The organism is Actinocrinis sp. (assembly GCF_035938995.1).
Lineage (GTDB): Bacteria > Actinomycetota > Actinomycetes > Streptomycetales > Catenulisporaceae > DASZGI01.
In genome coordinates this window covers 1-25,530 of record NZ_DASZGI010000310.1, presented here as the reverse complement: position 1 = coordinate 25,530, position 25,530 = coordinate 1, and the positions used below count along the sequence as shown (strand labels likewise).

Annotated in this window: 16 protein-coding genes; 14 read left to right on the top strand and 2 right to left on the bottom strand. The window is 66.9% G+C overall.

The window, feature by feature from the left end; all coding sequences use genetic code 11:
- Positions 1-18 precede the first annotated feature (18 nt).
- Positions 19-1,965, top strand: coding sequence for a 1-deoxy-D-xylulose-5-phosphate synthase (locus tag VGZ32_RS21700; protein ID WP_349263708.1), 1,947 nt, complete (start codon positions 19-21; stop codon positions 1,963-1,965).
- Between the two features lie 38 nt (positions 1,966-2,003).
- Positions 2,004-3,155 carry a flavodoxin-dependent (E)-4-hydroxy-3-methylbut-2-enyl-diphosphate synthase gene (ispG, locus tag VGZ32_RS21695; RefSeq protein ID WP_349263706.1) on the top strand — a complete coding sequence of 384 codons (1,152 nt, stop codon included), beginning with the start codon at positions 2,004-2,006 and terminating at the stop codon, positions 3,153-3,155.
- A gap of 479 nt (positions 3,156-3,634) precedes the next feature.
- On the opposite strand, the gene VGZ32_RS21690 is transcribed toward ispG, so the two are convergent.
- Positions 3,635-3,853 carry a DUF5999 family protein gene (locus VGZ32_RS21690; protein ID WP_349263707.1) on the bottom strand — a complete coding sequence of 73 codons (219 nt, stop codon included), beginning with the start codon at positions 3,851-3,853 and terminating at the stop codon, positions 3,635-3,637.
- Positions 3,854-3,999: 146 nt separating this feature from the next.
- Between VGZ32_RS21690 and VGZ32_RS21685 the strand changes: the two genes are divergently transcribed.
- From VGZ32_RS21685 to VGZ32_RS21630, 12 genes are all read left to right on the top strand, one after another.
- Positions 4,000-4,179 carry a hypothetical protein gene (locus VGZ32_RS21685; RefSeq protein ID WP_326887974.1) on the top strand — a complete coding sequence of 60 codons (180 nt, stop codon included), beginning with the start codon at positions 4,000-4,002 and terminating at the stop codon, positions 4,177-4,179.
- A gap of 434 nt (positions 4,180-4,613) precedes the next feature.
- Positions 4,614-4,748: a hypothetical protein gene (locus VGZ32_RS21680; protein WP_326887973.1), complete on the top strand. Its 135-nt coding sequence runs from the start codon at positions 4,614-4,616 to the stop codon at positions 4,746-4,748.
- Between the two features lie 222 nt (positions 4,749-4,970).
- Positions 4,971-6,005 (top strand): methyltransferase, encoded by a 1,035-nt coding sequence (locus VGZ32_RS21675; protein WP_326887972.1) that lies wholly within the window; start codon positions 4,971-4,973, stop codon positions 6,003-6,005.
- A gap of 2 nt (positions 6,006-6,007) precedes the next feature.
- On the top strand, positions 6,008-13,504 hold the full coding sequence (locus VGZ32_RS21670; protein ID WP_326887971.1) for a beta-ketoacyl synthase N-terminal-like domain-containing protein: 7,497 nt from the start codon (positions 6,008-6,010) through the stop codon (positions 13,502-13,504).
- The gene (locus tag VGZ32_RS21665) at positions 13,501-18,336 is read left to right on the top strand and encodes an alpha/beta fold hydrolase (RefSeq protein ID WP_326887970.1); all 4,836 of its coding nucleotides are present in this window, start codon (positions 13,501-13,503) and stop codon (positions 18,334-18,336) included. The genes VGZ32_RS21670 and VGZ32_RS21665 overlap by 4 nt, the downstream gene beginning before the upstream one ends.
- Positions 18,333-19,967 carry an FAD-dependent monooxygenase gene (locus tag VGZ32_RS21660; protein WP_326887969.1) on the top strand — a complete coding sequence of 545 codons (1,635 nt, stop codon included), beginning with the start codon at positions 18,333-18,335 and terminating at the stop codon, positions 19,965-19,967. Before VGZ32_RS21665 ends, VGZ32_RS21660 begins: the two co-directional genes overlap by 4 nt.
- Entirely contained in the window at positions 19,964-20,449 is a 486-nt protein-coding gene (locus tag VGZ32_RS21655; protein ID WP_326887968.1) for a cupin domain-containing protein, read from the top strand. The genes VGZ32_RS21660 and VGZ32_RS21655 overlap by 4 nt, the downstream gene beginning before the upstream one ends.
- A 138-nt stretch (positions 20,450-20,587) precedes the next feature.
- Complete coding sequence (locus VGZ32_RS21650) at positions 20,588-21,109, top strand: cupin domain-containing protein (RefSeq protein WP_326887967.1); 522 nt, start codon at positions 20,588-20,590, stop codon at positions 21,107-21,109.
- Positions 21,110-21,191: 82 nt separating this feature from the next.
- The gene (locus tag VGZ32_RS21645; protein WP_326887966.1) at positions 21,192-22,076 is read left to right on the top strand and encodes an aromatic prenyltransferase; all 885 of its coding nucleotides are present in this window, start codon (positions 21,192-21,194) and stop codon (positions 22,074-22,076) included.
- Between the two features lie 23 nt (positions 22,077-22,099).
- Entirely contained in the window at positions 22,100-22,795 is a 696-nt protein-coding gene (locus VGZ32_RS21640) for an SDR family oxidoreductase (RefSeq protein WP_326887965.1), read from the top strand.
- Between the two features lie 47 nt (positions 22,796-22,842).
- Complete coding sequence (gene idi / locus VGZ32_RS21635; RefSeq protein WP_326887963.1) at positions 22,843-23,430, top strand: isopentenyl-diphosphate Delta-isomerase; 588 nt, start codon at positions 22,843-22,845, stop codon at positions 23,428-23,430.
- Between the two features lie 163 nt (positions 23,431-23,593).
- Positions 23,594-24,268 carry an FMN-dependent NADH-azoreductase gene (locus tag VGZ32_RS21630; RefSeq protein WP_326887961.1) on the top strand — a complete coding sequence of 225 codons (675 nt, stop codon included), beginning with the start codon at positions 23,594-23,596 and terminating at the stop codon, positions 24,266-24,268.
- Between the two features lie 229 nt (positions 24,269-24,497).
- Here VGZ32_RS21630 and VGZ32_RS21625 read toward each other — a convergent pair.
- The coding region (locus tag VGZ32_RS21625) for a glycoside hydrolase family 3 C-terminal domain-containing protein (RefSeq protein ID WP_326887960.1) at positions 24,498-25,530 on the bottom strand (1,033 nt) is incomplete at its 5' end.

Genomic DNA, 25,530 nt, shown 5'->3' with positions numbered 1-25,530 from the left:
GGCGACGCGTCAACGACGATGGAGGCATTTCCCGTGACAACCACCCACGTGCCCGGCTCCCGTCGGGCCGAATCCCCGAGCCCGGCCACCGCTTGGCCGCTCATCGCCGACCTCGCGGCTCCCGGCGCCCTCTCGGCCATGTCCGACGCGCAGTTGGCCGGCCTCGCCGCGGAGATCCGCGGGTTCCTGGTGGAGAAGGTGTGCGCGACCGGGGGCCATCTGGGAGTGAACCTCGGGGTGGTGGAGCTGACGATCGCGTTGCACCGGGTCTTCGACTCCCCGCGTGACGTCCTGCTGTTCGACACCGGGCATCAGACGTACGTCCACAAGCTCCTCACCGGGCGCGCCGCCGGGTTTGAGACCCTCCGCCAGGCCGGCGGCCTGTCCGGCTACCCGAGCCCGGCCGAGTCGCCGCACGATTGGATCGAGTCGTCGCATGCCTCGACGGCCCTGTCCTACGCGGACGGGATGGCCAAGGCGTTCGCGTTGCGCGGCGAGCACGGCCGGCGAGTGGTGGCGGTCATCGGAGACGGCGCGATGACCGGTGGGATGGCCCTGGAAGGGCTGAACAACCTGTCCGGCGCCGATCGGCCGGTGATCGTGGTGCTGAACGACAATGGCCGCTCCTACGACCCCACCATCGGCGGCCTCGCGCGTCACTTCGAAGCCCTGCGCGGCCGTCCGGCCTGGCGTCCGGACACTACCGCGGACCCGGCGGACGATTCAGTCTTCGAGCAGCTCGGCCTGGCCTATCTCGGTCCTGTGGACGGCCACGACCGGATAGCTGTGGAGGCCGCCCTACGCCGGGCTAGCTCGCTGGCCCGGCCGGTCGTCGTGCACTGCGTCACCGTCAAGGGCCGGGGATATCAGCCTGCTGAGGACGATGAGGCTGACCGGATGCACAGCATCGGCGTCCTGGACCCGGTCACCGGGCGCCAGAAGGCCCCGGGCGGGACGTCGTGGACGGCGGTGTTCGGCGCCGAGCTGGCCCGGATCGGCGCCGAGCGCCCGGAGGTCGCGGCCGTCACCGCCGCGATGCTTCAGCCGACCGGGCTGAAAGCTTTCGCCGCGGCTTTCCCGGACCGGGTCTTCGACGTCGGGATCGCCGAGCAGCATGCCGTGTGCTCGGCCGCCGGGTTGGCGGCCGCCGGGCTGCACCCTGTGGTGTGCCTGTACGCGACCTTCCTCAACCGGGCCTTCGACCAGGTGCTGATGGACGTGGCCCTGCGAGGCCTGCCGGTGACGCTGGTCCTGGACCGGGCCGGGATCACCGGTCCGGACGGTGCTTCGCACCACGGCATGTGGGACACGCCGATCCTGGCTGCGGTGCCGGGTGTGCGGATCGCCGCGCCTCGCGACCCGGCCCGGCTGTGCGAACTGTTGCGGGAGGCCGTGGCCGCCGACGGGCCGACGGTCGTGCGCCTCCCCAAGGCCTCGGTCGGCCCGGACATCGAGGCGGTCACGCGCATGGACGGGGTCGACATCCTGCATCGCAGCTCCCGGATGGGGCTGGACGTGCTGTTCGTCACCGCTGGGGCGCTCGCCGAGTCCAGTCTGGAGGCCGCCCGCCGCCTGGAGGCCGACGGTGTCGGAGTGACCGTCGCCGACCCGCGGTGGATCGTCCCGGCCAATCCGTTCCTGATCGGCCTCGCGGCACGGCACCGGCTCGTCGTCACCGTCGAGGACGGCTCCGCGACCGGCGGCATGGGGAGTCTCGTCCAGGCGGCATGCGCGGAGGCCGGAGTGCCGACGCCCGTCCGGATCCTCGGGCTGCCGCGGGCCTTCGTGGCCCACGGCGAGCGCGCGGACCTGCTCGCCGCAGCCGGACTCGACGGCGCGGGCATCGCGGAAGCGGCCCGGCGCCCGGTGAACGGCATGACTCTGCGAAGCACGAATCCGCCCACTGTTGTTAGAGGAAGAGGTGCCCTATGGCTGCCGCGTCTCAGCGTACTTCGACGGCGATAGATCTCCCCACGCCGGCCTTCCGGGGCCGGGCCCCGATCATGACCGTCATGCGCGCGGCCCCGCCATCCGGCTTGGCCGCGCCCGCTTCGCCGAGCCGGACCACCAGGCAACTGTCGGTCGGCGGCCTCCTCGTCGGTGGCGGAGCTCCGGTCAGTGTGCAGTCCATGTGCACGACCCCGACTGCGAACGTGAACGCCACGCTCCAGCAGATCGCCGAGCTCACCGCCGCAGGCTGCCAGATCGTGCGGGTCGCGGTACCGTCCCAGGACGACGCCGACGCGCTGCCCGCGATCGCCCGCCAATCGCAGATCCCGGTGATCGCCGACATCCACTTCCAACCTCGCTACGTCTTCGCTGCGATCGACGCCGGATGCGCGGCGGTCCGCGTCAATCCCGGCAACATCCGCGCGTTCGACGACCAGGTAGCCGGCATCGCACGAGCCGCCGGTAGCGCCGGGGTCCCGATCCGGATCGGCGTGAACGCCGGCTCGCTCGACGAGCGCCTCTTGGTCAAACACGGCGGCGTCACGCCTGAAGCTCTCGTGGAGTCAGCTCTCTGGGAATGCGCGCTGTTCGAGGAGCACGGGTTCACAGACCTTAAGCTCTCGGTCAAGCACCACGACCCGATGATGGCTGTGGCCGCCTACCGGCTCCTCGCGGCGAGCTGCGACTATCCGCTCCACCTCGGCGTCACCGAAGCCGGGCCGCTCCAGCAGGGCACGCTGAAGTCCGCGGTGGCCTTCGCCCTGCTGCTTTCCGAAAGCGTCGGCGACACACTCCGGGTCTCGCTGTCGGCGCCGCCGGTCGAGGAGGTCAAGGTCGGCATCGGGATCCTGGAATCACTGGGCCTGCGCAAACGCCATCTGGAGATCGTGTCCTGCCCCTCCTGCGGCCGCGCCCAGGTCGACGTCTACCGCCTCGCCGACCGAGTCCAGGCCGCCTTCGACGGCTTCCCGTATCCGCTCCGCGTCGCGGTCATGGGCTGCGTGGTCAACGGCCCCGGCGAGGCGCGCGAAGCCGACCTCGGCGTCTCCAGCGGGAACGGCAAGGGCCAGATCTTCGTGCGCGGCGAGGTCATCCGCACCGTGCCGGAGTCGCAGATCGTCGAGGCCTTGGTCGAGGAGGCGCTAAAGCTCGGCGAACCGGATGGGCGGTCTCTGGATCCAGAAGAGGCGATTTGCCTGAGCTGACCCGACCTCGGTGCTGGTGGACCTACGTGTGTCGCGTCATGGCCACGCAGGACGTCGCCGATGACGACTCACAAGAAGGCGTGGATCCACCTCGACACGGGGCGCTCCACGCCCGTACCGGTCCGGCACGTCGCGCCAGCCGGTGCCGTTGCGGAACCGCCACAGCACAGTTCCTAGACCCCGCGGCGCTGCGGCCAGCTGAACTCGTCGAGGTTGACCGAGACCGCCACGTGGGCCCGTCCGGCCACGACCTGCGGTCGGCAATAACGCTGTGGGCCGGCCCAGTTGGGCAGGCCGGTGAGTGGGCCGTGTTCGGCCAGCCGACGTGCGTCGGCTAGTTCGCCGCGGACACGCCGCCGCTTCAGCCGGGCGCAGATGGGGCAGAGCAGGGATCCGGAGATGAGGGCCTGCGGCGATGTCCGGCATCGTGGCGAACACGGCCTGCCCGATCCGCTCGGCTTCAGGCCGCTATCCAGCCGTCAGCGGGGAGCGGGGAGCGGGGGGATCGTGCGGCCGTCGGGCAGCAGTTCACCGGTGTCCTCGAACACGATGACGCCATTGCACAACAGGCTCCAGCCCTGTTCGGGATGGGCGACGCGGATGAGCGCCGCGTCCCGATCAGGGGCGTCGGCACTCGGGCAGAGCGGTTGATGGTGGCAGTGTCGAGCGGATTGGCGGCTGTCGTGGCTGGTCGTGATATCGATGGTGCTCACGGATGGCTCCTGCGGGCGGTTGCCGGGTATGGCCGAAGGCGGTGGATCTTGCTGTGCGCATCAGACCTGCTCGAAGGCAGGGAAATGGGCGTTAAGACAGCGGGTTTCTTTGCAACGTTGCCATCCTGGTCTTGCGCCACGAGGTAGCGGTGCCGCGCCGCCAGGTCAGTGCGCCGAGGCCGACCTGGTGTGACCGCGCACTGCTCGCGGCGCTGTACTGGTTGCTGCCCAAGGAGTTGCGTGCGCACCGGATCGTGTCTCCGGCCACGCTGCTGGCGTGGCACCGGCACTTGGTGGCAAAGCACTGCTGATGCGCCTGGGCGAGCGGCCTGGGAGTTCCGCCACCTGATCCGCGACCGGATGCGAAATACACCGCCGCCTTTGACGCCGAGCCCGCCTCGGCCGGGATCAAGATACTGCTGAGCGCCCCACAATGCCCGCGCATGAACGCCCGCGCCGGGACGGGATTCAATCAGGCACAACCGACTACACCGCAGCGCGGCAATCATGGCGGCCTCCACTCTGAGCGGACCATGTTTCCCCACTGCAAGCTAGGTGCGGCACCAGGGCAGGCGACAGGATTATGCAGCTGAAATAAGCAGAGAGATACAACTTCCGAAACGGCTCCGTATCCTTCGGCCACTCCCGAATGACGCTTCTTGTGGTGATCCGCGCCCCGGTGTGTACTCGCCTGGCAGCTCCTTGAGTCGACCACCTGGCTGCCTGGCCGTCCGTGGGAGAAGAAATGTCCGACGCCGAACGCCACCACCGCTACCTTCCGTTCGAGGACCTTGTCCTTGCCGATCGCCCCGGCCGGGGCGATCGCGACTTCGTCAGGGCTCTGATCGAGCGAGGCCTGATCCTGGAGGACGGTGTCTGAAGGCTTTAAGAGATCGATGCTTGCCGAATCGATCAATGTCGTCACCTAGGCCTCCATAGCCGGACGGTGAATTCGCAAAAGTTCACCCCGGTGAACAGCCACCTCCTCTGGTCTCCAAATGGAATTGGGTTCGCCAGGCACTGTCGCGAAATACAAGAACCCTTACTGTTCCCGGCTCTATGCACTCGTTGACATCCCGCACGTCGACCCCGAAGGCCGTAAATGTCTAACCTCGACGCCCAGTTGACCCAGCTGCCCCTTCTCCAGCTCACCAACGGTTTCATGAGCTTCAAGACCTTCGCCACGGCGGTGGACTTGGACGTGTTCTCCAGGTTGGCCGACGGCCGGTCGGCGACGTTCGAGGAGTTGGCGGCAGAGCTTGATCTCCATCCACGCCCGGCCGATCTCTTCCTGGCGGCCCTGACTTCGATCGGCCTGTTGGCGAAGGACGGGCCGGCCTACCGGAACTCCGACTTGGCGGAAACCTTCCTCGTGGTCGGTCGTCCGTACTATTTCGGCGGCTACGTCAAGTTCTACAACCATAAGTTGTATGCCGGATGGCACCGGGTGCTCGAGGCGCTACGCAGTGACAGCCCCGTTCTTTGGGACCCGGACGAGCAGGACACTTTGTGGGTACCCGACGACGCTGTGGTCATGAGTCTCTTCTGGGAGGCCATGCACTCCCTGGCTGGTTTCACCGCGAGAGCGCTCGCAGGACAATACGATTTCGCCGGCCGTCGACGCCTGCTCGATGTCGGTGGCGGCTCGGGCGGTTTCCCGATCGAGCTGTGCCGTATGTATCCCGGGCTGCGGGGCACCGTGTACGAGTTCGCTCATGTATGCCCGATCGCGGAGGAGAAGATCAAGCAGGCCGGCGTCGACCACGTGGTCGACACCGTCGCCGGAAACTACGCGACGGACGAGGCGCTGCCGGGCGGGTACGACGTCATTCTCCTCAGCCAAATTCTTCACAATCACGATGAGAAGTTCGACCGCATGCTCCTGGACAAATGCTTCGCCGCTGCTCCGTCCGGCGGAATCGTGATCATTTGTGAACACCTCCTCAACCCTGAGCGCACCGGTCCGCCCGAGGCCGCGCTGATGGGCATGAACATGCTCGTGGCGCAGTCGGGCGGCAGGAACTACTCCGAGACCGAGTACTCGTCCTGGCTGGTCGACGCGGGGTTCACCGAGCCCGTGATCGTCCGGTTCGAAGCCGGCGGCGGGAATGGGGCGGTCATCGCTCGCAAGGGCTGACGGTGGTCAATTTCCCTTCATTGAAGGCGGAAATGATGCATGGACTGACTTCTGACGGCTTCTCGATCCCGGCTGAGCGCCGCCGAATCGACCGGACAGGCAATGATTGCGGCGCTCACGCCCCGATCGCCATCGTCTCGATGGCCTGTCGGTACCCGGGTGGCGTGAATTCACCGGAAGACCTTTGGGAACTCCTGGTCGCCGAGCGCATCGCGACCTCCGACGTTCCCGCAGACCGCGGCTGGGACGTGCGGGAACTCCCGCGCCCGGACTCCGGTGGCCGACGTGGCGCTGCCATGAACGGTGGTTTCCTCACTGACGGCGCTGACTTCGACCCCGCGTTCTTCGGGATCTCGCCGCGCGAGGCCGAGGCGATGCACCCGGAGCAGCGCCTCGCGTTGGAGGTCGGGTGGGAGGTGCTCGAGCGAGCCGGTCTCGCGCCCCGCACCCGCCGCCCCGCCGGCGTCGGTGTCTTCGTCGGCTCGATGTCGCCGGACTACGGCCCCCGCATGCACGAAGCCCCGCAGCAGATCGGTGGCCATGTCCTCAGCGGTACCCGGCCGAGCTTCGTGTCGGGCCGGCTCAGCTACGTATTCGGCTTCGAAGGCCCCGCGATCACCGTCGACACCGCACAGTCGGGTTCCCTTGTGGCGATTCACCTCGCGATACAGGCGCTCCGGGCCGGTGACTGCACACTTGCGCTCGCCGGGGGAGTCACCTTCGCGTCCAGCCCGGGGATGTTCACCGAGTTCAACGCCTACGACGCCTTGGCCCGCGATGGACGCTGCAAACCGTTCGCCGACGCAGCCGATGGCACCGTCTGGAGCGAAGGCGCCGGCATGGTCCTTCTCGCGCCGATGGATGTGGCCCGGGAGGCCAGCCTTCCGGTACTTGCCTGCATCCGTGCCTCGGCAGTCAATCAGGACGGAGAGACGGCCAGCCTGATGGCTCCGAACGGCCGGTCCCAGCGCCTCCTGATCGAGCAGGCCCTGGCGTCCGCCGGACTGACAGCCGCAGACATCGACGTCCTCGAGGCGCATGGGACCGGGACCCGGCTGGGCGACCGTGTCGAAGCAGAATCGGTGCTGGCGACTTACGGCCAAGGCCGCTTGGAATCTCTTCCACTGCTCGTCGGCTCGCTCAAGTCGAACATCGGCCACGCTCAGGCCGCGGCCGGTGTAGGCAGTCTGATCAAGCTGGTCATGGCGATGCAGCATGGCCGCGTACCGAAATCCCTGCACATCGATGCGCCCTCCAAGGCCGTGGATTGGCGCAGCGGCCGAGTGGAATTGCTGACCTCGGCGAGGCCCTGGCCGGTTCGGGACGCGCCTCGGCGGGCGGCAGTCTCGTCATTCGGATTGAGCGGGACGAACGCCCATCTCATCCTCGAGGAGCCCGCGGCCGACCAGGCGGAGAGCAACCTTCGTGCTCTGCCGTTCGTGGTGTCGGGATTGACGAGCGCGGCATTGCGCGAGCAGGCCGGTCGCCTTCTGGCCCATCTCGTCCGACACGACGACCTCGAGCTGGAGGATGTCGCACGGACCCTGGCGGTCGCCCGCGCTCACTTCGCCGAGCGTGCGGCAGTCATCGCGGCCGACCGCGAGGGTCTCCTGGCCGGCCTCGACGCCATCGCGACTGGGCGTCCCGCACCGAATGTCATGCGTGGCACGCAGCGGCCGGACGGCCGCATCGCCTTCGTGCTGCCGTCCGCCACGGACGATTGGCAGCGGATCGCCGGCCGCCTTCTTCACGAGTCGCCCACGTTCGCGGCGAGCATGCAGCAATGCTTCGAGACGCTGCAGGGACACGTCGGTAGTCCGGTGCTCGACTTGCTCCGCGGGACGGTCCGCCCTGACTTTCTGGGACGCCCGGATGTCCTTGACGCCGCCCGTTTCGCATTCACCGTCTCGTTGGCCGGCGTGTGGACTTCCGCCGGGCTGCGCGCCGACGCCGTGATTTGCCGCTCGCAGAGGCGCCTGGAAGCCGCGTCGATATCGCGGACGCTTTCGCTCACCGACGTGGCCGGGCTGTTGACACGTGGGCGCGATCAGGATGCCGACGCCCCTTCACCGGACCCGGAGAACGGCTGGTGTTACATCGAAGCCTCGGAGGCGGTGGGCGCGGACGACGCAGAGCGCTGGTACGAGGACTTTCCCCGGTCGATCGGCTTTTCCGACGCCGTGCGCAGGCTCATACGCGGCAGTGAACCAGTCACCCTCATCCAGGTCGGAAGCGATCCCACACTCGCGGGTTCGATTGCTGAGGCCGCCCGTGCGGCAGGCAATGACGACGTGGTAATACTCAACTCGCCTGACCCCCGGGAAGCTGGGCTCTTCCTTCCCTTGGCTGTGGCGAACATGCACGTCCACGGCTTCGAACCCGAGTGGACGGACTCCTTCGGCGCAGGCTCGCGCCAGTTCGTGAACCTGCCCACATATGGGTTTCAACGTCAGCGGTACTGGCTGGACGACGGCAACCGAACCCCCCAGGCCGTGGTCCCGCAAACATTGCTCCAAGAGCAGGCAACCGTGAAGACCACCGAATCGGCTGTCCCGTATGCGGCTCCCGCGGACGACTCCGCCCAACAGATCGGCCACCATGCCGCCCTGGCGGACCTGGTCAGCACCCTCGTCGCGAAGGTACTCCGGCTCCCCGCGGATGTTCCTGTTCCGCGACACCGCCCGCTCAAAGACATCGGTCTGGACTCGCTCGCAGCCCAGGATCTCACCGTTCGCCTGAGCCAGGCGCTGGAGATCACCATCCCCTTGTCGACCGTCTTCGATCATCCGACGGTAGACAAGCTGGCACGACGTCTGCATGCCGTTGGCGGGCGGGTCTCCTCCAAAGCGGACGTGAAGGACCTACCTGTCCGGCCGGATTGTCGATCGGACCTCCCGGACCCCGCTGGGGAACCTCCTGCGGCCGACTCGCGCGATATCCCCGTCAGTCCCGCCGCCCCGTCGCCGGTGTCCACGCACACTGCCTTTACGAAGAGCTTCAGCATCGGTCGTACCAGCCCAGAACCGATCGCCGTGGTTTCCATGGCCTGTCGGCTGCCGGGCGGAGTGACGTCGCCCGAGGGCCTCTGGCAACTCCTCGTGGAGGAGCGAGACGCCATCGCCGGCCTGCCGACCGATCGCGGGTGGGACCTGACTTCCCTCTACGACCCGGAGCCGGGTCGTGCCGGCAAGGTGTGCACCCGTTCGGGCGGCTTCGTCGACGGCGTCGCGGATTTCGACGCATCCTTCTTCGACATCGGTGAGCGTGAGGCGATCACCATGGATCCGCAGCAGCGGATGCTCCTCGAACTCAGCTGGGAGTCCCTTGAGCGGGCCGGCATAGTGCCGGCGACGCTCCGGGAAAGCCGCACCGGTGTCTTCGCCGGGGTGCTTCAGCAAGATTACCTACCAGGCTTGAGTGACGTCGGCGACGACCGCGCGAGCTACGCCATGACAGGCAGCCTGACCAGTGTGGTGTCTGGTCGGATTGCGTACGCCCTCGGCTTGAGGGGTCCTGCCGTCACGGTGGACACAGCCTGTTCGGCATCCCTGGTCGCTATTCATCTCGCTGCGCAGTCCCTGCGTGCCGGTGAATGTGATCTCGCGCTTGCCGCCGGCGCGACCGTGCTCGCGACACCCGGCATGCTGAAGGCGTTCAGTCTCCAGCGGGCATTGGCGCCCGACGGACGGTGCAAGCCCTTCTCCGCCGCGGCCGACGGTATCGGCATGGCCGAGGGTGCAGGCGTACTGCTGCTGGCCAGACTGTCTGAGGCGCATCGGCTGAAGCTTCCCGTGCTGGCGGTCATCCGGGGATCGGCGATCAACAACGATGGGGCCAGCAATGGCCTGACCGCGCCGAGCGGGACCGCCCAGGAACAAGTCATCAAGGACGCGCTGAGCAACGCAGGCCTGACGCCAGTCGACGTGGACGCGGTGGAGGCACACGGCACAGGCACAAAGCTTGGTGACCCGATCGAGGCGGACGCGCTGATGCGGGTCTATGGCGACCAGCGACCTCAGACTGCGCCCGTCTGGGTGGGGTCCTTGAAGTCGAACACCGGGCACACCAATGCGGCGGCGGGTGTCGCCGGCGTCATCAAGATGATCATGTCGTTGCGGCACGAGATGCTACCCAAGACGCTGCACGCGGCGGCCCCCACACCACACGTCGACTGGTCCGAAGGGGGGCTTCGGCTGCTCACCGCGGCCCGGCCGTGGCAACGTTCGCATCATCCGAGACGAGCGGGTGTCTCCTCCTTCGGTATCAGCGGCACCAACGCCCATCTCATCCTCGAAGAGGCCGACACGGTTGCGTCGGACGACGCGGCACCGGGCAGCCACACCGTCTCCACCACCTTGCCGTTCGTTGTGTCCGGGCGAAGTGTGCGTGCTCTGCGCAACCAGGTGGGAAGCCTGGTGCAGTACCTCGAGCGTCATCCAGGTGTCCGCCCCGTGGACCTCGCTCACTCGCTGGCCACCACGCGCACCGCCTTCGAGTGCCGGGCGGTCGTAGTCGCGGCCGACCGCTTCGAGCTGCTTGACGGCCTGCGCCAGCTCGCCCTAGCCGACGAGGTCGCGGGAACGGTCATCGAGGCGATCGATGGTGCGCAGAGAGCCGTGAGCAGGCTCGCGCGGAGGTTCGCCGACGGCGTCGATGTGCCCTGGGACGACCTGTTCGCCGAACATGCGCCTCGCCGCGTCGATCTTCCGACGTACGGCTTTGACCGCAAGCGGTTCTGGTTGAGCCGGTCCTCCACGTCGACCATCGAGGACAGCGTCCTCGACAGCCCCGAAGAGATGGCCGAGACGGACGTGTTGCACCTGGTGTGCACCCATGTCTCCGCGTCGGTCGGCGCGGTCGACGCGAGCCTGATCGACCCTGAGGCGGCATTCCGCGACCTTGGGATTTCGTCCGTCGGACTCCTTGACATCCACCGCGCCATCACGGGCGGTCTAGGGGTGCGTGCCCCAGCCACGATCATGTTCGACCATCCCACGCCGCGGGCGCTGGCCGCGCACCTGGCCATGCTCACGTCCACGCGTACGGCACGGGAGGCCGTCGCCGAATCCGTGCCGGCCGATGTGTCCGCTACCACCTCGGACCCGATCGCCATCGTGGGCATGGCGTGCCGGCTTCCCGGCGGAGTCTCCACGCCCGCCCAGTTGTGGACCCTGGTGGAGTCGGAGATCGACGCCATCGCTGAATTCCCGCAGGACCGCGGGTGGAACATCCCCGGGATCTACAACACCGACGCGACCGTGCCGGGTACCACCTACTCGCGGTGGGGAGGATTCCTGGACGACGTCGCAGGGTTCGACTCCGGGCTGTTCGGGATCTCGCCTGCTGAGGCACTCAGCATGGATCCCCAGCAGCGACTGATGCTAGAGGCGACGTGGGAAGCGCTCGAGCGAGCCCAGATCAATCCGCGCGGCCTGCGCGGCAGCGAGACCGGGGTCTTCGCCGGTGTGGCGATCCAGGACTACGGTGCGGATCTGCCACGCCAGGACGGCGAGGCGGAGGCCTACGGGCTGACCGGACTCGCTCCGAGCGTTCTGTCCGGCCGCGTGTCGTATTCATTCGGATTCGAGGGCCCGAGTCTCACCGTCAACACGGCCTGCTCCTCCTCCCTGGTTGCTCTGCACCTGGCGGCCCAGTCCCTGCGCTCGGGCGAGTCCTCGCTGGCGGTGGCGGCAGGCGTCACCGTCATGGCCACACCCGAGACGTTCGTGCAGTTCAGTCGGCAGCGCGGTCTCGCCCCCGACGGTCGCTGCAAGTCTTTCGCGGCTGGCGCTGACGGCACTGCCTGGGGCGAAGGCGTGGCGGTTGTGGTGCTTGAGCGGCTTTCCGAGGCGCGCCGCAACGGCCACCCGGTCTTGGCCGTGGTGCGCGGCACGGCGGTGAACTCCGACGGTGCCAGCAACGGACTCACGGCACCCAACGGGGCCTCGCAGCAGGCGGTAATTCGACGCGCCTTGCGCGACGGCCGCCTGCAGCCGTCTGATGTGGACCTCCTTGAGGCACATGGGACCGGCACGGTTCTGGGCGATCGGGTCGAGGCCCAGGCATTGCTCGCCGCTTACAGCCCGGGCAGGACGCCGGAGCGGCCGCTGCTGCTCGGGTCGCTGAAGTCCAACATCGGGCACACCATGGCCGCGGCCGGCATCGCCGGCGTCATCAAGTGCGTCTATGCGATACAGAACGGCGTGGCGCCGCGTTCGCTGCACTGCGACATGCCGACTGAACATGTCGACTGGAAATCCGGCGGGGTCAGGGTCCTTACGGCCCAGCTACCTTGGCCGTCCCACGGCCGAACCCGCCGCGCCGCTGTGTCGTGCTTCGGAATGAGCGGAACCAACGCCCACGTCATCATCGAAGAGGCGCCCGAGATTCCGGACAGCCTCCGCGTGGACGGGTTGGACGCCGCCGCGGTCACAGACCTGCCCATCCCGCTGTCGGCGATGACGAGGGAGGCCCTCAAGGCGCAGGCCGAGCGGCTGGGTGCGTGGCTTGTCCGGCATCCCGCGGCGAGGCTGCGCGACGTCGGATGGTCACTGGCGACCACGAGAGCGGCCATGCGCCATCGTGCGGTGGTGGTGGCGCGGTCGCACGTCGAGGTGCTCGCCGCACTGCGTGCGCTCACCAGCGACGAGGAGTCGCCGGCGCTCTTCGAGGGCAGAGCACAGTCAAGTCGCTCGACCACGCCCGCGGCCATGAAGACCGCGTACGACGTCGCGAGGGCGTACGTCGGTGGTGCGCCCATACCGTGGCGCGAGGTCTTCGGTCAGGATGCCCGTCCGGTCGACCTGCCGACGTATCCGTTCCAACGGCAGCGGTTCTGGCCGAAAGGGGCGGCCGCCACCGATCAGGATCCACCGGCGGAAAGCCTGCCGACGAAGGAATCGCAACCGGCGGTGAGCGCCATGCCGCGCATGTCCGTGGACAGCATCGCCAATCCGCAAGTCCGGGAATCCCTTGTCGCAATGGCGCCACAGCCGGTGGGCGCCCCCTCAACGAAGAAGCAGGAACCGTCGACGGTCGACGCGGGCAGCCCAGCAATCCCAGCGGCCGAGATTGTCACAGAAGGCAGCTTGGACGAGCTTCTCGACTGGATCCGTCAAGAGGCCGCGACGATCCTCGCGATCCCGCTGGACGACGTCGAGCCGAGCGCCGGGTTCTTCCAGCTCGGCATGGACTCCCTGCGTGCTGCTCAGCTGCGCGGGCGCCTGCAGTCGGTACTCGGTACGACCGTCCCTGCCGCTGTCCTCTTCGACCACCCGACTCCTGCCGCACTGGCAGCCCACTTCCTGGCTGCGCCTGCGCCAGCGAAAGCCGTCGCGTCGACGTCCGAGGCGATACGGCTTCGGGCTGCCGACGGGGCGATCGTTGCGCAACCCGGCGCAGCGACCGAGGATCCATCGCTCGATGACGATCTCCTGACACTGCTGCTCGAGATCGACCACGCCCGCGCAGTTGGGATCGGCAGGTATACCGAGAAATGACATCACCCGAAATTCGCGACGCACTCAGGCGCGCCGCCTCCGAGATCCACGAGCTGCGTTCGGCGTTGGAACGTGTCGAACGCGAACGCAACGAACCGATCGCCGTCATCGGCATGGCATGCCGGATGCCGACGGCCGAGAACCTGGAGGACTTCTGGTCCCTCCTGCAAAGCGGCCGCGACGCGGTGACGCAGATCCCCGCCGAACGCTTCGACGCGCCGGGCCTCTTCGACCCGGATCCCCGGGCCGCGGGCAAGATGTCCACCGGCCGCGGCGCGTTTCTTCGCGACATCGACCTCTTCGACTCGGCCTTCTTCGGTATCTCGGCTCGCGAGGCGGCCCAGATGGATCCGCAGCAGCGCCTCGTCCTCGAAGTCGGCTGGGAGGCCCTCGAACACGCCGGCCAACCGGCGACGCGGCTGTCCGGGAGCAGAACCGGCGTCTTCATCGGGGTCACGACGGCTGACTACAGCCAGTGCCTCATGCAACGAGGGCAGTTGAGTGAGCTGGACGGCCACACGCTGACCGGTGGCGGCCTCACGTCCGCTTTCGCCTCGGGACGGTTGGCCTACTGGCTCGGCCTTCAAGGACCGAGCCTGACGGTCGACACGGCGTGTTCGTCCTCGCTCGTCGCGGTGCACCTGGCGGTGCAGAGCCTGCGTACCGGCGACTGCGAGATGGCGCTCGCCGGGGGCGTGAACGTGATGCTGTCGCCCGAGTGGTTCGTCATTCTCTCCAAGGCCGGAATGATGGCCGGCGACGGCAAGTGCAAAACCTTCGACAAGGCGGCTGACGGTTACGTTCGCGGCGAAGGCTGCGGCGTCGTCGTTCTCAAGCCCCTGTCGGCGGCCCAGCGCGACAACGACCACATTCTGGCGGTCATCCGCGGTTCCGCGGTGAACCAGGACGGCCGCAGCAGCGGCATCACCGTGCCGAACGGATCCGCGCAGCGGGCGGTCATACGTGACGCGTTACGCCGGGCCGGGCTCGTCGGGTCGGACGTGAGCTACGTGGAGGCGCACGGAACCGGCACGGCGCTCGGCGACCCTATCGAGGTCCATGCCCTCGTGGACGTCCTGCGCCCCGACTCGGAAGCGGCCGAGCCGCTCACTCTCGGCTCGGTCAAGACGAACATCGGACACCTCGAATCCGCCGCGGGGGTCGCCGGGCTCATCAAGACCGTGCTGGCCATGCAACACGAGCAGCTTCCACCGCTGCTGCATCTGAAGGAGGTGAACCCGGAGATCCCCCTCGACAAGCTGCCGATTTCGTTGAGCACCACGCTGCGGGCCTGGCCGCGAAACGGTCGGCCCCGCGTCGCGGGGGTCAGCTCGTTCGGAGCGAGCGGTACCAACTCACACGTCATCGTGCAGGAGGCGCCGGAATACGAGCAGCGGACGACGGCGCCGGATCGCTCGACACATCTGGTGTGTCTGTCTGCTCGTGACGGCCAGGCGCTCATCGCGATGGCCGAGCAGTACGTCCACCACCTCGAGACTCACCCCGGCGAGAACCTGGGGGATCTCGCCTTCACCGCGAACACCGGTCGTGCCCGCTTCAACCATCGGCTGGCCGTGCGTGCCGACAGCGTCGACCAACTTCGCCGGGCTTTGGCGACCCACCTGGAAGGCAAGGCGGATTCGGCGGTGCGCAGTGCTGTGACGGCGTCCGGGCGTCGTCCGAAGGTGGGTTTTCTGTTCACCGGACAGGGATCTCAGTACAGGGCCATGGGCCGCGAACTCTTCGAGACCCAGCCAGGGTTCCGGGCGGACCTGGAGCAGTGCGGCGAGCTCCTGCGTCCCCACCTCGACCACCCGCTGCTGTCGGTGCTGTTCTCGCCCGACGTTCCTGATCGGCTCATCGACCAGACTCGATACAGTCAACCGGTCCTCTTCAGCCTGCAATACGCCTTGGCGCGCCTCTGGCAGAGCTTCGGCGTGCAACCCTCCGCCTTGCTGGGCCACAGCGTCGGGGAGTACGCGGCGGCCTGCGTCGCCGGGGTCGTCTCGTTGGAGGACGGCATCACGCTCATCGCGGAGCGCGGCCGGCGCATGCAGGAGCTGCCCGCCGGCGGCGCGATGGCCGCGATCTGCACCGGTCTGGACCGGGTCAACGAAGTGCTCCTCGGCCGGGGAGACATCGCCGTGGCGGCGGTGAACAGCCCCGACGATGTCGTGGTGGCCGGCGCGACCGCGGCAGTCGACCACGTGCTCGAAGTCTTCGCCGCTCAGGGAGTCCGCGGAATCCCTCTGCGTGTGTCGCACGCCTTTCATTCGCCGCTCGTCGAGCCGATGCTCGACGGCTTCGAAGCCGTCGCTCAGAACGTCGCGTTCGCAGCGCCTCGCTTGCCACTGATCTCCGGTCTCACCGGAGGGCTTGCCGGCCGCGATACCTACAACGCCCGGTACCTCAGGGACCACGCTCGCAAGCCAGTGCGGTTCGCCGAGGCGATCCGCGTCATGGGCGAGCGCGGATGTCGAGCCTTCATCGAGATCGGCCCTTCGCCGGTGCTGTGCGGGCTCGGCAGGAAGACCATCGACGATCCCGACGTCGCGTGGTTGCCGTCGCTGCGGCCCGGCCAGGGTGACTGGCAGACGCTGCTCGATGCGCTGGCAGTTCTCGAGGTCCGCGGAGCGGAAATTGAATGGGTAGCGGCCGAACGGCCGTATCGGCGTCGCAAGGTTGCGCTGCCGACCTATCCGTTCCAGCGCGGACGGCATTGGTACAAGAACGATGTCGTGGTGGACGTGGCCGCGAAACCGGCCGCCGCGACTCCGGTGTCCCGGACGGCGACGAATGTCGAACCCGTGACCCGCGCACTGGAGCCGGTCTCGCTGCTGGGCCGCCGCGTTCCGTCGCCGTTCGACGTCGAGCAGTACGAAGGCCGGCTCGTGCCCGAGCTGTTCCCCGGCCTGGATGAAAACGTCGTCGGTGACACTCCCGTGGTGAATGCCGGGTTCTACCTCGAAGCGGCCATGGAGGCCGCCGCGGACATCTTCGGCACGGACGAGGTGTGCGTGGACCGGTTGCTGCTTCAACAGGCCATGGTGATGCCGCCGGCCGGGGGAGTGGTCACCCAGCTCGTCGCGACCCCGACCGACTCCGCCAACGCTGATTTCCAGTACTTCGGAAGTCCGTCCGGTGCCACCGGGACCTGGTCCGTCTACGCCAGAGGATCGATCAGTGACGTCCTGCCGCATTCCGGGCCGTCGCGAATGGCTGACATCGAGGCGGCGTATCAGCGATGCCCGCAACACACGCACGGCGTCCGCTTCTACAGCGATCTGTGGCGCCGCGGACTCAAGTTCGGGCCTTCGTCGCAGCGGCTGGAAAGCATCCGACACGGAACAGGGGAAGCAGTCTCCCGGATCCGACCCGAACAGGCGGACGTGCGGACGTATCCGTATCGGCTGGATCCCGGCATCCTCGACTGCGCGCTACAGACGATCTTCGCCTGTGTCGACGATCTCCCGGACGACTCGCTCATCATGCTGGTGGAACTGGAGCGGTACGTCTTCCACGGGTACGGCGGTGAGCAACTCATCTGTTGGACCCGGCTGCGGCCGAGGACCAGCGCCGATCTGCTCAGCGCCGACATCGTTCTCCTGACCGAGAACGGCGGGATCGTCGCCGAGTTGCAGGGTGCTCATGTGCGTCGCGCAAGCCGAGAGCAGCTGACCCGCGCCATCAAGACGCCACCCAAGGTGGCGAAGGCCGACGTCGTCGGACGCCGGTCATCGCCTGCCGAGACGCGCCTCCCGTCGGGTCCGTTTGATCCGGCTCAGCTGCGCGCCAGCCTGATCCGCGGTGTGGCACAAGTGCTCGGAAACTCGGCCGATGAGATCGAGTTCGACGAGCCGCTGCAGAACCTGGGGCTCGACTCGATGATGGCACTTGAGCTCCGGGACATGCTGACCCGCGAAATCGGCCGGACGCTTCCGGCGGCGACGTTCCTCGGACATACGAGCGTCTCCGTGCTGGAGAAGGCGTTCGCCGAGCAGCTCGGTTCCGGTAGCGGCGTCACGGTCGACCCCTCCACGATCATGGTTGAACGGGTCGGTCCCGGCGGCATGCAGGTCACGGAGCTGGGAAGCGGCCAGCCGGTGGTCTTCGTTCACGGCGGCGCGTTCGGAGGGGTTGAGGCCTGGCAGGCCCAACTCCCACTCGCGGCGCGATGGCACCTGATCGTCCCGTCGAGGCTGAACTACGGACAGAGTCCCACCAGTATTCGCGAGGACTTCGAGGAGGACGGGAAGCTGATCGCCGAACTCCTCGGCGAGGGCGCACATGTCGTGGCGCAGTCGTACGGAACCGTCGGCGCCATGTTGGCGGCGGCAGCACGGCCGGACGCTGTCCTGTCCTTGACGCTGATCGAGAGCGCGGCGAGCAGCGTCGCCCGGGGCAATGCGGTGGTGGGCGATTACGAGAGGGGTATGCAGCGGCTGCTGGCGCAGCCGCCGACCGAGCCCGATGAGCTACTCGCCGCCGTATTCCGGTTCATCGATCCTGATCTCAGCTTCCCTCACCCGCTGCCCGAGGAGCTGAAAAGGTTCGCCGACCGCATTCCCCAGCTTCGCTGGCCATGGGAAGCGGACATCCCCGTCGCCGCACTGCGCGCGGCGTCGTTCCCGACGCTTGTCGTCACCGGTGGCGGGCGACCGGTGTTCGAGGTCATCGGCGACGCACTGGCCGATCAGCTCGGTGCTCAGCGCGTCACGGTGCCCGGCGGACACGGCACACAAAATGTCGGCGGCTTGTTCAACGCGGTGCTCGAGCGGTTCCTGAACGAGGCCTCAGTTCCGGCTTCGGCCCGGATCGGGGTGAGGGCATGAACAGGCCGGTTGAATCCGATGTGGTCGTCCTCGGCGGAGGTCCGAGTGGCCTGGCGGCGGCGATGGAGCTTGGCCTACGAGGCGTACGTTGCCTCGTCGTCGAACCGCGGCGAACGGTTGACCACAGCCGGCCGCGTGCCAAGACGACGAGCGTGCGATCAATGGAGCACTTCCGCCGCTGGGGCCTGGCCGACAAGATCCGGAACGCTGCGCCCATTCCGATCAGCTGGTCACAGGATGCCGTCTTCTGCACCAGTCTCCTCGGCACCGAGATCACCCGGTTCGAGGACTGTTTCGGACTCACTCCGAACCGGGCGGACGTCTTCGCCGAGTCCGGCCAACAAATTCCCCAGCCTCTCGTCGAGCTCGTGTTGCGAGAAGCCGTCGTTCAGTTAGACGACGTCGAGATGGCGGTCGGCGCACAAGGCGTGGCGATCGACGAACACCATGATCACGTCATCGTGTCCATACGCGACGACCACGGCCGGGATCGGCTCATCCAAGCTCAGTACGTGCTCGGATGCGATGGCCGGCAGGGCATCAGCCGGGCGGCGATCGGGGCGCGATACCTCGGCTCCGCCGAGTCGCGGAGGAATCTCAACATCGTGTTTCGCGCGCCGGGTCTCGCCGAGAAGGTGCCGCATGGGCCGGCGATCCATTACTGGGTGCTCAACGCGGCGTCGTCCGGCCTCGTCGGTCGCCTGGATCTGGACTCGACATGGTTCGTCGTCGGGGTGAACGATCGCGAAGGCGCGCTTGACCCGCGCCGCGTGGTGCGTGAGCTGATCGGTGCGGACTTCGAGATGTCGATCCTCGCGACCGACCGTTGGAACGCCCGATCGCTGGTGGCGGACAGCTACGGAACAAGCAGGGTCTTTCTCGTCGGAGACGCGGCGCATCTGGTCCCGCCATGGGGTGGCCACGGTTTCAACACCGGCCTGGGTGATGCCGTCAACATCGCCTGGAAGATCGCCGCGGTGCTCGGCGGTTGGGGCGGCCCCGGACTCCTCACCAGTTATGAGGCGGAACGTCGGCCGGTCGCGGTACGGACCATCGACACCGCGAAGCGCCAACTGAGCCGTACGCCGGCCGACTTGGCTGCCCTGCCGGTCGGCCCGCCGGGACCGATCGGCGCGGCGGCTCGCGCCCTCGCCGCGGCCGAAATCCAACGTGACAAGGCGAGCGAATTCCACAGTCTCGGCCTCGTGTTGGGATACAGCTACCGCGGGTCCCCCATCGTCGCGGCAGAGGACGCCGCGATGGGCGGCGACGACGACGTGACGTCGTACCGGCCGACCGCTGAGGCCGGTGCTCGCCTTCCACACGCCTGGCTGCCAGACGGAACGTCGCTCTACGACCATCTCGGTCCGGACTACACGCTTCTGCGTCTTGACCCGGCGATCGATGTCCAGCCGGTGCGGGAAGCCGCCGCCGCTGTCGGTCTTCCTCTCACGGTGGTCGACAACCGAGGGCGTCTCGATGTCACGCGGTACGGAGCCGGCTTGGTTCTGACGCGCCCGGACCAGCACGTCGCGTGGCGCGGCGACTCCGTATCGGATGCCGCCGGTCTTGTCGACCTCGTGCGGGGCGACAAATCCATTCCGCCGCTTCTCGAAAGGAGAGCCGCATGACGGATAAGCGGCCGCACGTCGCCAACGTCGCCGACGGCCGGGTCTTCGACTTCAACGACTCGACATTCGAACAGGTCATGCCGGAGGCGTCCAGCGGCGGCACCCTCACGGTGATCCGGTTTGCGGTCACTCCCGGCAGTGCACCGCCGCTGCACGTTCAGAGCCGCGAGGACGAGTTCTGGGTGGTACTCAGCGGCACCGTGCGGTTCTGGACAGGGGCGAACTCGTTGGGAGAATGCGAGACTCGCGACGTCGGGCCGGGGGGTCTTATGTACATACCCCGATCCGTGCCCCGCACCTTCGACACCGTGACTCCTTCCAGCACCGTACTCATCGGGGCACTTCCAGGGGCGGTGGAGAAGTATTTCCAGTCCGTGGGGAAAACCGGCACGCGGGGGCCAGAGGAAAGCCTGAGTCTGCTGCGCCACTTCGGCGGCGAGGCTCTCGGCCCGCCACCCGACATTCGATCAACCGTTTCGTGACTCGGCCTGTACAGCCGTACGGGTCGTCGGGCTCCTGCCGACGCCGGACATCAAGACATCGTCGAATCTCGGCAGGTTAGGCCGCAGAGAATCCAGAAATCCATCTGGCAGCAAAACGAAAACAACCCAGGAGTCATCGTGAGCTTTGGAATCGGCAAACGCCCATACGCTGCGAACGTCGGAGAAGGCCAGCACTTCGACTACTACGCCACCAGCTTCGAACAGGTCCTGCCCCGAGAGGCGACCGGAGGCGAGCTGACAGTCATTCGCAACACCGTCGAGCCCGGAAACGCGCCGCCGCTCCACATCCACACGCGTGAGGACGAGTTCTGGGTCGTACTGGAGGGGACGGTCCGTTTCTGGATCGGCGCCCCGAAGCTCGAAGACTGCGACACCTGGGATGTCGAAGCCGGGGGCTTCGTGTACGCGCCGCGTGGTCTCCCGCACACCTTCGACACGGTGACGTCCTCCAGCAAGGTGCTGATCGGTGCGATGCCGGGGGCGCTGGAGGAGTACTTCCAGTCCGTTGGCAAGGCGGAGGGACGTAAGGACAAGGAGAATCTGGCATTGCTGCACCGGTTCGGTGCGGACGCGGTCGGTCCCCCTCCGAATCTGCACGCATCCGAGACGTTCACCCTCGTCAAGGACACGTCCCACTGACAGTGTCCTGCTGATCGAACGCGGTCGTGGCTGATCCAGCCACGACCGTGACAGGGAATTCCTTCTAGAACGGAGTATTGAGATGACCGAATCGAAGACCGATCTGGCTCAGTTCAGAGCGGATCTGCAGAAGTACGCCGAGATCGCCGAGGTCGGCTTCAACGGCCCGGCGGTGGATGAGGCGCTGTCGGCTTACCGGGAGCAGTTCGAGACGGGGACGATAACGGTCCGCACGACGACCGAGTCGCCCAGCCGGCGGAGCGTCAATTTCCGGTACATGACGCCGGAGCTCAAGCACGACCCCGTCGCGATCGCCCGGGAGAAGGGTCTCTTCGTTCCCACCGGGCGTCCGGTGGAACTGCTGGCTCAGGAGGTCACCGAGAAGCTGCCGGTCTGGTGGGGTGTCGACATCTCCGTCGGTAACGGCTTCGAGAAGGCATGGGCGTTCCTCGAGAACCCGCCGACGTTCGAGGAACTGGTGAGCCTCGAGCACGTTCCCGATTCGATTCGCAACCACGGTGAGCGGTGGGCGCGGGCCGGGTTGGACGGCTTCTGCATCATGGCATTCGATTTCCGCAACGGTACGACGAACGTCTACTCGCGAATGCTGGCGCCGGGAACGGTTACCCAGGAAGCCGCCGAGGAGATGATCCTGGAAATGAAATCGCCGCTTCCGTCGGACGAGGAACTCCGCAGGGACACGGAGGCCGTGAACGTCTATTACACGTTCGACTGGGTGTCTCCGGACGCCAAGCGGCTGTGCTTCGCGATGACGGCCACCGAGCAGACGTTCCCAGGGCATTGGCACCCGCTGGCTGCTCGATTCAAGGCCGAGGCGCCGTTCAAGGCGGAGGACCGCGGGCTCATCTTCAACACCACCTACGGAGCGTCCGGCGGATACCTGAAGGTGGAGGCCGACTACACCGGCGACGCCGGTCCGCGCGTGTTCGGCTACTGGGACAAGTAGGGACTCCTGAAAGGTCGTCCGTCATGGCAATCGCATTAGTTACCGGAGCCACGAAAGGTCTCGGCCGTGAAACCGCCCGGCGTCTGGCCGCCGAAGGGAACACCGTCTTCGTCGGCGCGCGCGATTCGAGCCGCGGCAAGGAGTCTGCCGAGGAGCTGAACTGCGAGGCGGTGCAGCTGGATGTCGACGACAACGATTCGGTCGCTGCCGCGGCGGAGCAGATCCGCCAGCGTTTCGGAAGGATCGACATCCTGGTCAACAATGCCGGCATCGGTGGTCCGCTGAAGCGAATCAACGAAGTGTCTGCCGATGATCTGCAGGAAGCATTCAATACCAATACGTTCGGTGTGGTCCGCATGATGCATGCGTTCATCCCGTTGCTGGAATTGAGTGAGAACCCCGTCGTCGTCAACGTCAGTAGCGGGCTCGGATCCATGACTTTGTGCAACGCGCCGACGACATTCGAATTCACCGTACCGGGTCTGGCGTATCACGCCTCCAAGAGCGCGCTCAACATGTTGACCGTCCAATACTCGAAAGCGTATCCGAACTTCAAGATCAACGCTGTCGACCCCGGATTCACGGCGACCGACATCAACGGCAATCAGGGTAGCCAGACTGTTGAACAGGGTGTTGAGGTCATTGTCCGCATGGCCCTCATCGGTCCTGACGGCCCGACCGGAGGCTTTTTCCACGCCCGTGGTTCGCTGCCGTGGTGACGCGGACGAACTGCCTCGCTGATGAGACCGGACTGACTTTGGTCGACATGGACGAGGAAAGCATCGTCTTCGTGAACGAAGACGGTGTCCCGACCGGCGAAATCGGACCCAAGCTTCAGAGCCACCACGCGAATACCCGCCCGCATATAGCCTTCTCCTGTTATGTCTTCAGGCGGGCTGACGGCGCTTTCCTGCTGTCCCGCAGGGCGCTGCACAAGAAGGTGTGGCCGGGCGTGTGGACGAACAGCGTCTGCGGTCATCCCGCGCCCGGCGAGGCGATCGAGGACGCTGTACGGCGCCGTGCGTCCTTCGAGCTCGGACTGCAGAGCCTGGCGAACCTGCGTTGCGTTCTGCCGCGGTATCGGTACCGCACCTCAGAGTTCGACGGCGTGGTGGAGAACGAGTTCTGCCCCGTCTTCGTCGCCATCGTCGACCAAGGGCCTGTGCTGAATCCGGCGGAGGTGGACTCCGTCAAGTGGATTTCCTGGCGTGAGTACAAGGAACTGGTCGACGATCCTGACGGAGAAGTCAGCTATTGGGCCCGTGAACAGCTACCGCTCCTCGAGGCGATAGAGAGTTTTCCGCCACGCGGCGTCGACGCTGATGCGCCCACAGGACGGCACCCGACGAGGTAGGACCGCGACGGCAGCTCATTCTGCCGCGATCGTGGCGTCGATCACCAGGAAGGAGGACAGGCTCAACCCCGGCGACGCCGTGGAACATTCCGGATACTCGTTCATTGACAGGCAGGCGACGGAAAACTAATTCCCTGATTTACCACCAGTCACGAGGACAACAATGAGGCTGCTTCATATCATCGCAACACCGCGAACCGGGCATTCCAACACTCTCCGCGTGTCTGAGGCCTTCATCGACAATCTACGCGCGGTCCGCGATGACGTCACCGTCGACGTTGTCGACCTGTACCACCACGGTCTGCCCGACATCGTCGGCGACAACATCGATGCGAAATACGAGCTCATGTTCGCGCAGCCGATCGACAAGAGTCACGGGGAATCGTGGCGGCAGATCGAGACGCTGATAGCGGATTTTCTCGCCGTCGACGCATACCTGATTTCCGCTCCTATGTGGAACTTCAGCATCCCGTACGCGCTGAAGTATTACATCGACTGCATCGTGCAGCCTGGCTACCTATTCCGTTACAACGAAATGGGTCAGGTGGTGCCGATGGTCAACGGGAAGAAGATGGTGTGCGCCACCTCCTATGGCGGGGACTACTCGCCGGGGAGTCCTATGCACGCTTACAACTTCCATGAGCCGTACCTGCGGTCGATCTTCGGATTCGTCGGCGTGATCGACGTCGAGTTCATCAGCGCGCAGCCGATGGACATCACCCCGGACCTGCGCGAGGCAGCGACCACTGCCGCGATTGCGCGCGCCGCGGCGCTGGCCCGATCACCCGGCTGGGCAGTGCCGTCCGCCCGGCCCGACGCGTCGGCGTCGGCCGTCTGACAGCGACGCAGGTGCCCGCGCCGGCCTGTCGTACTCGAAAACGCGATTCCATCGTGACCAGGGGCTGTGTGTGACGCCTCGTCTACTGGTTGGCTTGCGCGGTGTTGATCGGGTGGGCGTATCGTGGCGATGGCACCGGCTCCGGCCGGGGCCGAATGGGTGCGTGTGAGACCACCACGGTGCCCCGACTAGCGGGGCGCCGTGATCACTGCACGACCGATGACACAGCTCACTGCACGACGGACCACACGAAGGTGGCCGTGCCGGAGACTCCTTGCGTGTCGGTCGCCGTCACCGTCACCGTGTAGCTTCCGAGCGTGCCGCTGGAACCGGAGATCGTGCCGTTCGACGCGATCGTGAGGCCGGGCGGCAGCCCGGTCGCGGTGTAGGTGAGGGTCTGCGACGTGTTGGAGTCCACGGCCTGTATGGCGAAGGAGACCGCCGCGCCCTTGGGGCTGCTGTAGCCGAAGGGGTTGACCACACCTACGGTTTCTGCGCCCGGCACGCCCGAGTTCGGCGTGACGTTCGCGCTGACCGCGGTGTTGGCCAGTGAGACGCCCGAGGCGCCCCCGGCGATCTGCCCGGTCAGCGTCTCGGCCAGGCTGGTCGAGCCGGACAGCGGCAGGCTGTTGGACGTGTCCCCGACCTTGATCGAGTACGTGCCCGCCCGGGCCTCCCACTGGTTGTCCGTCGGCGACCAGGACGCCAGGTCGTGGATGGTCAGCGGGAGGGTGACCGTCGCGCTCTGCCCAGGGTTGAGCATGACGCGCTGGAAGCCTTTCAGCTGCTCCGGCGGGTCCTGGCTGGCGGCCGGGTCGCCGACGTACATCTGCGCCACGTCCGCGCCGGCCCGTGAGCCGGTGTCGGTGACGGTGGCGGTCACCGTAGCCGTGCCGTTGGCGTTGAAGGCGCCGACATTGAGGTTCGAGAACGAGAAGTTCGTGTAGGACAGGCCGAAGCCGAATGGGAACGCGGGGGTGATGTTCTGGGACTGGTACCAGCGATACCCGATGTCCACGCCCTCGCTGTAGATCGGGCCGGTCGGGGTGCCCGGCCACTGCGCGGTGGTCTGGGCCGGGACCTGGCTCAGGCTGCTGGGGAAGGTGACCGGCAGCTTGCCGGAGGGGTCGACGGTGCCGAAGATCAGCGCGGCCGTCGCGGCGCCGGTCTCCCCGCCGCCGTACCAGTTCTCGAACACCCCGGCCACCGAGTTGAGCCACGGCATGACCACCGGCGAACCACTGTTGATCACCACGATGGTG

Bases quoted from the DNA above. Each gene is read 5' to 3' on its own strand.
- ispG (WP_349263706.1), top strand. From the start codon at position 2,004: ATGACCGTCATGCGCGCGGCCCCGCCATCCGGCTTGGCCGCGCCCGCT.
- VGZ32_RS21665 (WP_326887970.1), top strand. From the start codon at position 13,501: ATGACATCACCCGAAATTCGCGACGCACTCAGGCGCGCCGCCTCCGAG.
- VGZ32_RS21660 (WP_326887969.1), top strand. From the start codon at position 18,333: ATGAACAGGCCGGTTGAATCCGATGTGGTCGTCCTCGGCGGAGGTCCG.
- VGZ32_RS21655 (WP_326887968.1), top strand. From the start codon at position 19,964: ATGACGGATAAGCGGCCGCACGTCGCCAACGTCGCCGACGGCCGGGTC.
- VGZ32_RS21680 (WP_326887973.1), top strand. From the start codon at position 4,614: ATGTCCGACGCCGAACGCCACCACCGCTACCTTCCGTTCGAGGACCTT.
- VGZ32_RS21640 (WP_326887965.1), top strand. From the start codon at position 22,100: ATGGCAATCGCATTAGTTACCGGAGCCACGAAAGGTCTCGGCCGTGAA.
- VGZ32_RS21630 (WP_326887961.1), top strand. From the start codon at position 23,594: ATGAGGCTGCTTCATATCATCGCAACACCGCGAACCGGGCATTCCAAC.
- VGZ32_RS21700 (WP_349263708.1), top strand. From the start codon at position 19: ATGGAGGCATTTCCCGTGACAACCACCCACGTGCCCGGCTCCCGTCGG.
- VGZ32_RS21675 (WP_326887972.1), top strand. From the start codon at position 4,971: ATGTCTAACCTCGACGCCCAGTTGACCCAGCTGCCCCTTCTCCAGCTC.
- idi (WP_326887963.1), top strand. From the start codon at position 22,843: ATGGACGAGGAAAGCATCGTCTTCGTGAACGAAGACGGTGTCCCGACC.
- VGZ32_RS21645 (WP_326887966.1), top strand. From the start codon at position 21,192: ATGACCGAATCGAAGACCGATCTGGCTCAGTTCAGAGCGGATCTGCAG.